General features: G+C 53.3%; 1 protein-coding gene. It reads right to left on the bottom strand.

Annotation, left to right across the window (positions count from 1 at the left end; translation table 11 throughout):
• Positions 1–257: hypothetical protein (locus AC0QH1_RS00270; protein ID WP_324628746.1), on the bottom strand; the 257-nt coding region annotated here is incomplete at both ends.

The raw sequence follows: 257 nt of genomic DNA, 5'->3' as shown, positions 1-257 counted from the left end.
TAGGTCTTGGCCACTAACTGCCAATCGGCTTGGGTTGCTGAGTCCCCCAAGGTGATGAATTTGCGGGCTTTGCGGATGCTGGCGACGGTCTGTTTGCCGGCTTTGAGCAGTTTGACGAGCAGGTGGTGGTCGTCGATTTTGGTCAGTTCTTTGAGGGCGCTGATGCTCCAAGACTGCACTGACTTGAGGATGAGCTTTTGGATAGATTGGCGCTGCGAGTCAAACCATTCGGAGATTTGGATTAATGCTCGCGCCAT

The sequence above is a fragment of the Phormidium sp. CCY1219 genome (genome assembly GCF_055795085.1).
Note: the sequence above shows the minus strand (reverse complement) of the source record. Positions and strands in the feature narration are given on the sequence as shown.